General features: G+C 60.3%; 9 protein-coding genes. All 9 read left to right on the top strand.

The window, feature by feature from the left end; all coding sequences use genetic code 11:
- Nucleotides 1-521 (top strand): FAD-dependent oxidoreductase (locus tag AB5164_RS09435; RefSeq protein WP_368148031.1); only part of this gene is annotated, 521 nt, incomplete at its 5' end.
- Nucleotides 518-1,438, top strand: coding sequence for a tyrosine recombinase (locus AB5164_RS09430; protein ID WP_368142337.1), 921 nt, complete (start codon nt 518-520; stop codon nt 1,436-1,438). The genes AB5164_RS09435 and AB5164_RS09430, both read left to right, overlap by 4 nt.
- Nucleotides 1,439-1,657: 219 nt before the next feature.
- Nucleotides 1,658-2,386 carry a 30S ribosomal protein S2 gene (gene rpsB / locus AB5164_RS09425; RefSeq protein ID WP_006236109.1) on the top strand — a complete coding sequence of 243 codons (729 nt, stop codon included), beginning with the start codon at nt 1,658-1,660 and terminating at the stop codon, nt 2,384-2,386.
- Between the two features lie 45 nt (nt 2,387-2,431).
- The gene (tsf, locus tag AB5164_RS09420) at nt 2,432-3,301 is read left to right on the top strand and encodes a translation elongation factor Ts (protein ID WP_022094736.1); all 870 of its coding nucleotides are present in this window, start codon (nt 2,432-2,434) and stop codon (nt 3,299-3,301) included.
- Between the two features lie 118 nt (nt 3,302-3,419).
- Nucleotides 3,420-4,142: a UMP kinase gene (pyrH, locus tag AB5164_RS09415; protein WP_368142314.1), complete on the top strand. Its 723-nt coding sequence runs from the start codon at nt 3,420-3,422 to the stop codon at nt 4,140-4,142.
- Nucleotides 4,143-4,144: 2 nt separating this feature from the next.
- Nucleotides 4,145-4,681 (top strand): ribosome recycling factor, encoded by a 537-nt coding sequence (frr, locus tag AB5164_RS09410; protein ID WP_006236112.1) that lies wholly within the window; start codon nt 4,145-4,147, stop codon nt 4,679-4,681.
- A gap of 1 nt (nt 4,682) precedes the next feature.
- Nucleotides 4,683-5,477: an undecaprenyl pyrophosphate synthase gene (gene uppS, locus AB5164_RS09405; RefSeq protein ID WP_117820570.1), complete on the top strand. Its 795-nt coding sequence runs from the start codon at nt 4,683-4,685 to the stop codon at nt 5,475-5,477.
- Between the two features lie 2 nt (nt 5,478-5,479).
- The gene (locus AB5164_RS09400) at nt 5,480-6,379 is read left to right on the top strand and encodes a phosphatidate cytidylyltransferase (protein WP_368142313.1); all 900 of its coding nucleotides are present in this window, start codon (nt 5,480-5,482) and stop codon (nt 6,377-6,379) included.
- Nucleotides 6,379-7,279, top strand: a 901-nt coding sequence (locus AB5164_RS09395; RefSeq protein ID WP_368148029.1) for a 1-deoxy-D-xylulose-5-phosphate reductoisomerase, incomplete at its 3' end; no start/stop codon positions are given. The genes AB5164_RS09400 and AB5164_RS09395, both read left to right, overlap by 1 nt.

Below are 7,279 nucleotides of genomic sequence, written 5' to 3'. Positions count from 1 at the left end.
AGACCGCCTATAACCTGGTGGGCTTCCAGACCAACTTGACCTTTGGCGAGCAGAAGCGCGTCTTCCATATGGTGCCGGGCCTGGAGAACGCTGAGTTCTTCCGCTACGGTGTCATGCACCGCAATACCTTTGTCGACGCCCCGCACGTGCTCGATGGCACCTTTGCCGTGCCCGGTACCGGCGTGCGTCTGGCCGGTCAGATCACCGGTACCGAGGGATACATGGAAGCCGTGGCGACAGGTCTTCTCGCGGCGCTCAACACCTATGCCGAGGCTATCGGTGCCGCGGGCGTCGAGTTGCCGCGTGTGGGTGCCCTGGGTGCGCTCGTGGGCTACGCGACCGATCCTGCCACCGTGGGCTATCAGCCTATGCATGTCAACTTTGGCCTGGTGCCGCCGCTCGAGGACGGTAAGCGCCGCAGCAAGCGCGACCGCTATCAGGCCTATGCGGACCGTGCGCTCGAGGCCCTCGATGCCTACTTGGCCACGCGTTCCGACTTGTTTGGAGGCGACCGGTCATAGCCTTTGACCTGTACGACACCGTCGACTCGTTTATCGCCTATATCGCACGCGTCGAGGGACTTTCTCCCAACACGGTGACGGCCTATGGCTCGAGGCTGGAGCGCTTCGCTGCCTGGTGCGAGCGCGAGGATATCGATGCTTTCGCTGCCGACGTGCGCACCATTCGTCGCTATCTTGCCGAGCTTTCGCGTGAGCAGGTGGCTCCCCGAACGCTTGCGGCGCACCTGTCGGCCATTCGATCTCTCTATCGCTGGATGGCTGCCGAGGGGATTGTCGAGGGCGATGCGGTCTCGGCGATCGCATCGCCCAAGCTGCCGCGTGACCTGCCGGGTGTCCTTACGACCCAGCAGGTCGAGGCGCTGCTCAAGACGCCTGATACCTCGACGCCCGCGGGACTGCGCGATGCGGCGATGCTTGAGTTGCTCTATGCCTCCGGCGCGCGAATCTCGGAGCTCGCGGCGCTCAACGTGGAGTCTATTGGTTGGTCCGAGCGAACGCTGCGACTTTGGGGCAAGGGGAGCAAGGAGCGTATCGTCCCTCTGTATCGTCGTGCGCTCGAGGTGACGCATCTCTATATTGAGGAGGGGAGGCCGGAGTTGCTCGCTCGGGCAAAGCGCCGCGACCTCGCTACCGGGCCGCATCCGCTGCTTATATCGGCGCGCGGCAATCGCATGAGCGCCGCGATGCTCCGGCGGCGGTTCCATACGCTGGCGACGCTCGCCGGCATTCCGGCCGACATCGCCCCGCATGCGATGCGCCATACCTTTGCGACCGACTTGCTCGAGGGCGGTGCGGACCTGCGCTCGGTTCAAGAGCTGCTAGGTCATGCGAGCCTGTCCACGACGCAGATCTACACGCATCTCACACCCGATCGGCTTAAGCGGGCTGTGGCTCAAGCCCATCCCCGCGGCGAATAGTGGCTGGGACGTCCCGCGCCGCACTCAGGTGTGTGGTTTTGATTGCGGGTTGGCAGGAAGAGGCATTCCTGCTATCATTCATCGGGTTGCTTCACGGCAACATGTTTTTATCACGCACGCGCGGCTACTTCATACCGTGGTGCCCGGGCTTTGGTAGCACATGTCCGGGTTGGTTTTGGAGGATGACCCCGCGCGGAGGCAAACCACAGGAGGTTTAACATGGCTACCAAGATTAATATCCGCACCCTGCTCGAGGCCGGCTGCCACTTCGGTCACCAGACCCGTCGCTGGAACCCCAAGATGAAGCCGTTCATCTTCGGTGAGCGCAACGGCATCTACATCCTCGACCTCAAGCAGACCATCCTCGACGCCGACCAGGCCTACACCTTCGTCAAGAACGTCGCCAAGGGTGGCAACGTGCTGTTCGTCGGCACCAAGAAGCAGGCTCAGGAGGCCGTCAAGAACGCTGCTGAGCGCGCCAACATGCCTTACATCAACCAGCGTTGGCTTGGCGGTATGCTGACCAACTTCGTCACCATCCGCTCCCGCATCAACCGCATGGAGGAGCTCGAGGCCATGGTCGAGGACGGCCGCATGGCAGTGCTCCCCAAGAAGGAGCAGGCTGTGCTCGGTAAGGAGCTCACCAAGCTCCAGACCAACCTCGGTGGCGCCCGCGACATGAAGGGTCTGCCCCAGGCTCTCTTCGTCATCGACACCAAGCGCGAGGAGAACGCCATCAAGGAGGCCCAGCGCCTGAACATCCCCGTCGTCGCTCTGATCGACACCAACTCCGATCCCGACGAGGTCGAGTACGGCATCCCCTGCAACGATGACGCTATCTCCGCTGTCACCCTTATGTGCGAGCTCATGGCTGACGCCTGCCTCGCTGGCTCCGGCAAGGAGCAGGTCTCCGAGGCCGAGATGGCCGCTGAGCCCAAGGCCGAGTAAATCAGTCTTAGTTAATTCTTTTTCATCTCTTTGAAAGGAACCACAATGGCCCAGATTACCGCCGCTATGGTCAAGCAGCTCCGCGAGATGACCGACTCCCCGATGATGGAGTGCAAGAAGGCTCTCGTCGAGGCTGACGGCGACATGGACGCCGCTGTCGACGTTCTGCGTAAGAACGGCCTTGCCAAGGCTGCCAAGAAGGCTGGCCGTGAGACCAACGAGGGCGCTGTCGCCGCGTTCGTCTCCGAGGATGGCAAGACCGGCGCTCTGCTCGAGCTCTCCTGCGAGACCGACTTCGTTGGCTCCAACGCCAAGTTCACCGGCTTTGCTTCAAAGGTCGCTGAGGTTGTCGCTACCACCGAGCCTGCTGACGTCGACGCTCTGCTCGAGAAGCCGATGGGCGAGGAGACCGTTTCCTCCGAGCTCACCGAGATGATTCACATCATGGGCGAGAACATGAAGATCTCCCGCTTCGCTGCCCGCAAGGCTGAGAACGGCGCGCTCGCTTCTTACATCCACATGGGTGGTAAGATCGGCGTCCTCGTCGAGTTTGCTTTCGAGAAGGCCGAGACCGCTCAGGCTGAGTCCTTCAAGACCTTCGCTCACGACGTTGCCCTTCAGGTTGCCGCCGTCGCCCCGATCTGCGCTACCCGCGATCAGGTTCCGGCCGAGACCGTCGAGCACGAGAAGCAGATCTACATGGCTCAGGCTGCCGAGTCCGGCAAGCCCGAGGCCATTCAGGAGAAGATGGCTGTCGGCCGTCTGGAGAAGTTCTACAAGCAGTCCGTGCTCACCGAGCAGGAGTTCATCAAGGACAGCTCCCTCACCATCAAGAAGTACGCTGAGCAGGTCTCCAAGGAGCTCGGCGACACCATTACCGTCGTTGCCTTTGACCGTCTGGTCCGTGGCGAGTAAATAAGCTCTTGTAGCTGTTAATGAGCAGGCTGTGGGTTTTACTCACAGCCTGCTTTTTCATGGCTCTTCTTAGAGCCTTTGATAGAATGTTGAGAGTTCAATCTAAAGGAGGATCGCTTTGTCCGACATCCGATATAAACGCGTGCTTCTTAAGCTTTCTGGCGAAGCACTGATGGGCGACGGCCAATATGGCATCGACCCCAAGGTTACCGACCATCTTGCCAAGCAGGTCAAGGAGCTGCTCGCCGTTGGTCATGAGGTCGGCGTCGTTGTCGGCGGCGGCAATATTTTCCGCGGCATGGCCGGCGCTGCCGGTGGCATGGAGCGTGCTCAGGCCGACTACATGGGCATGCTGGCAACCGTTATGAACGCGCTCGCCCTGCAGGATGCCTTCGAGCATAACGATGTTCCCTGCCGCGTGATGAGCGCTATCCAGATGAACGAGATCTGCGAGCCCTATATTCGCCGTCGCGCCATCAACCACCTTTCCAAGGGCAACGTCGTTATTTTTGCCGCCGGTTCGGGCAATCCGTACTTTACGACCGACACCGCCGCGGCTCTTCGTGCGTGCGAGATCGGCGCCGAGATTCTGATTAAAGCCACCAAGGTTGACGGCATCTACGACAAGGATCCCGTCAAGTGCGCCGATGCCGTCCGTTTTGACAAGATTGCCTATCACGAGGTTCTCGTCCGCGGCCTGCAGGTTATGGATTCCACGGCTACGGCTCTGTGCCAGGATAACCGTATGCCGATTTTGGTCCTCAACATCGATGGCGAGGACACCGTCAAGCGCGCGCTTTCGGGTGAGCCCGTCGGCACGCTCGTCTATCAGGAGGATTAAGCATGGCAGAGAACATCACCGCCCATATGGACAAGTCGCTCGAGTCCCTCAAGCATAACTTCTCCAAGGTTCGTACCGGCCGCGCCAATGCCAACATTCTTTCCGACATCACCGTCGATTATTACGGTGTTCCCACGCCGGTCACGCAGGTTGCCGCCGTCAAGACCCCCGAGGCCCACATGCTGCTCATCGAGCCGTGGGACAAGGCACTCATCAATGCTATCGTCAAGGCCATCGGCGCTTCCGATCTGGGTATTACCCCCAACTCCGATGGCACCGTCGTTCGTCTGCCGTTCCCGGCTCCCACCGAGGAGCGCCGTCGCGAGCTCGTCAAGGAGTGCCGCGAGTACGCCGAGCAGGCCAAGGTGTCTATCCGTAACATCCGTCGCGACTTCAACAACAAGCTCGAGCGCGATGAGGAGCTCACCGAGGACGATGTCCGTCGCGAGCAGGCCAAGGTCCAGAAGCACACCGATGAGTATGTCGCCAAGGTCGAGGAGCTTCTGAAGGAAAAAGAAGCCGAGGTCATGGAGATCTAAGGTGCAATACGACGAGCATAAACTGGTCGAGTACTTTGCCGACGCCCCTGCGGGCGTCGGTTTTTCCGACCTTGACCTCAATAACATTCCGCACCATATCTCGTGCATCATGGACGGCAACGGTCGTTGGGCCACGTCGCGCGGTCTTGCACGCACCGAGGGCCACAAGGCGGGTATTGTCTCCCTTCGCGAGATTATTACTGCCTGCGTGCGCCTGGGCGTCGACGTGCTTTCGGCCTATGCGTTTTCTACCGAAAACTGGAACCGCCCGCAGCATGAGGTCAACGTCTTGATGCATCTGTTTGCCAAGACGTTTATCGACGAGTTGCCGCTTCTGAAGCGCGAAAACGTGCGTGTTGTCTTTTTGGGTGACATTTCAGCGTTGCCCAAGAAGACGCGCGACGTTTTTGAACGCGGTCTTGCCGAGTGCGCCGATCACACTGGCATGACGCTGGCGCTTGCCGTCAACTACGGCGCGCGTGCCGAGATTACCCGCGCTGTCCGTCAGATCGCATTCGACGCTGCCGCCGGCAAGATCGATCCTGCCGCAATTGATGACGACATGGTGGCTTCCCACCTCTATACCGCCGGCCTTCCCGATCCTGAGCTTGTGATTCGCACTTCTGGTGAGCTGCGCCTTTCGAACTATCTGCTGTGGCAGGTGGCTTATTCTGAGTTCTACGTCACCGATACCTATTGGCCCGACTTTGATCGTTGGGGCCTTGTCGACGCCATTTTGGCCTATCAGGGCCGTGACCGTAGGTTTGGTGGACTGAGCAAGACCGAGGAGGCTTAATCGTGTCCGATCGTCCCAAGGCATCTGCTCCCAAGACGCCTGCGCGCAAAGCTGCCACTGCTGGCGCGCCTGCAGCGAAGAGCGGCACCGGTACGTGGCTGGCGGGCTTTATTACCCGTGCCGCCGCCGGTATCGTCTACGCCGTTGTCTTTATCCTGTGCCTGGTTTTGGGTATCGTGCCCACGGCCATCTTTGTTTCTGTCATGAGCGGTCTGTGCTGCTATGAGTTTTTCCGTATGACAAGGCTCGATGGCAAGATGGCTAACGAGCGCATGGGTATCGCTGCCGCCGTACTCTTTCCGCTTTCGGCGTTGGGCGATTCGATGTTGCTGAATGCCCTGCTTTTTGCTCTGATGCTCGCTGTGGGCATTTGGTATGTCTGGTCGCCGCGTACCCGCATCTCTGATGTGGCCGTGACGCTCATGGGTCCCATTTACACTGGCTTTATGCTGTCGGCTATCGTGCTGCTGCGCGATGCCGTGCCCGGTTTTGCCGGCGCCCTGCTTTCGGTGGGCGTTTGCGCGTCCCTTTGGGTCTCCGATTCGTTTGCCTACATCGTGGGCAGCCGTATCGGCAAGCATAAGATGGTTCCCAAGATCTCTCCCAAAAAGAGCTGGGAGGGGTTTGTCGGCGGCATCCTGGGCTCGGTTTTGATTTGGCTCATCCTGTGGGCGACGCACCTCTACAAGCTCAGCCTGCCCTATGCGCTGCTGTGCGGCGTGGTCGTGTCCATTCTGGGCGTTATCGGCGACCTTATCGAGTCGCGCATCAAGCGCGGTGTGGGCGTCAAGGATTCCGGTAACCTTATCCCGGGCCACGGCGGCATGCTCGATCGAAGCGATTCGCTTATCTTCGGCTGCATCACCGCGCAGCTGATGCTGATGATCGGAGGCGTGCTGTAATGTCCTTCCAGACGACGTATGGCCCCGATGGACGTCTCCGTGTTGCCATCCTGGGCTGTACGGGCTCTATCGGCACTCAGGCGCTCGATGTGTGCCGCCAGCATGCCGATCTCCTGCAGGTGACGGCGCTGTCCGTTAACTCCAGTACCTCCGAGCTCGTTGCCGCTGCCCGCGAGTTCTCGGTTCCGGCGGTTGCCGTGGCCGATGTCGCTCATGGCGATGACGCCGTGCTGCAGGAGTTGCCCGAGGGAACGAAGATTGGCGTTGGCGCGCAAGCGGTTTGCGAGCTCGCGCGTCGCGACGATGTCGACTGCGTGCTCGTCGCTATTGTGGGCGCCGCCGGTCTCGAGGCGAGCCATGCGGCCTTGACCTCAAATAAGCGCCTTGCCCTTGCCAACAAGGAGTCCCTCGTCGTCGGTGGCGACTTGCTTATGCCGTTGGCGCAACCGGGCCAGCTTATTCCAGTCGATTCTGAGCACTCCGCCATCTACCAGTGCTATCTGGGGGAGAACCCACGCGAGGCTCATTGTATTTGGCTCACCTGCTCGGGCGGTCCGTTCTTTGGCCGCACGCGCGGCGAGCTCGACCGCGTGACGCGTGCCGATGCCCTCGCACATCCCACGTGGGCCATGGGTGCCAAGATCACCGTCGACTCCGCCACCCTCATGAACAAGGGCCTGGAGCGCATTGAGGCCATGCATCTGTTCAACTGCGATCTCGATTTCATTAACGTGGTCGTGCAGCGTCAGTCCAAGATTCACTCTATGGTCGAGTTCGCCGACGGCTCTGTGATGGCGCATCTCGGTGCTTCCGACATGCGTATTCCCATCCAGTTCGCGTTCTCGTATCCCGAGCGTTGGGATACTCCGGCGCCTCGTATCGATTTTCGCGAGCTAGGAC

This window comes from Collinsella aerofaciens (assembly GCF_040915425.1).
Classification (GTDB): domain Bacteria; phylum Actinomycetota; class Coriobacteriia; order Coriobacteriales; family Coriobacteriaceae; genus Collinsella; species Collinsella aerofaciens_BW.
The sequence above is the reverse complement of the archived record's forward strand: the minus strand, read 5'-3'. Positions and strand labels throughout refer to the sequence as shown.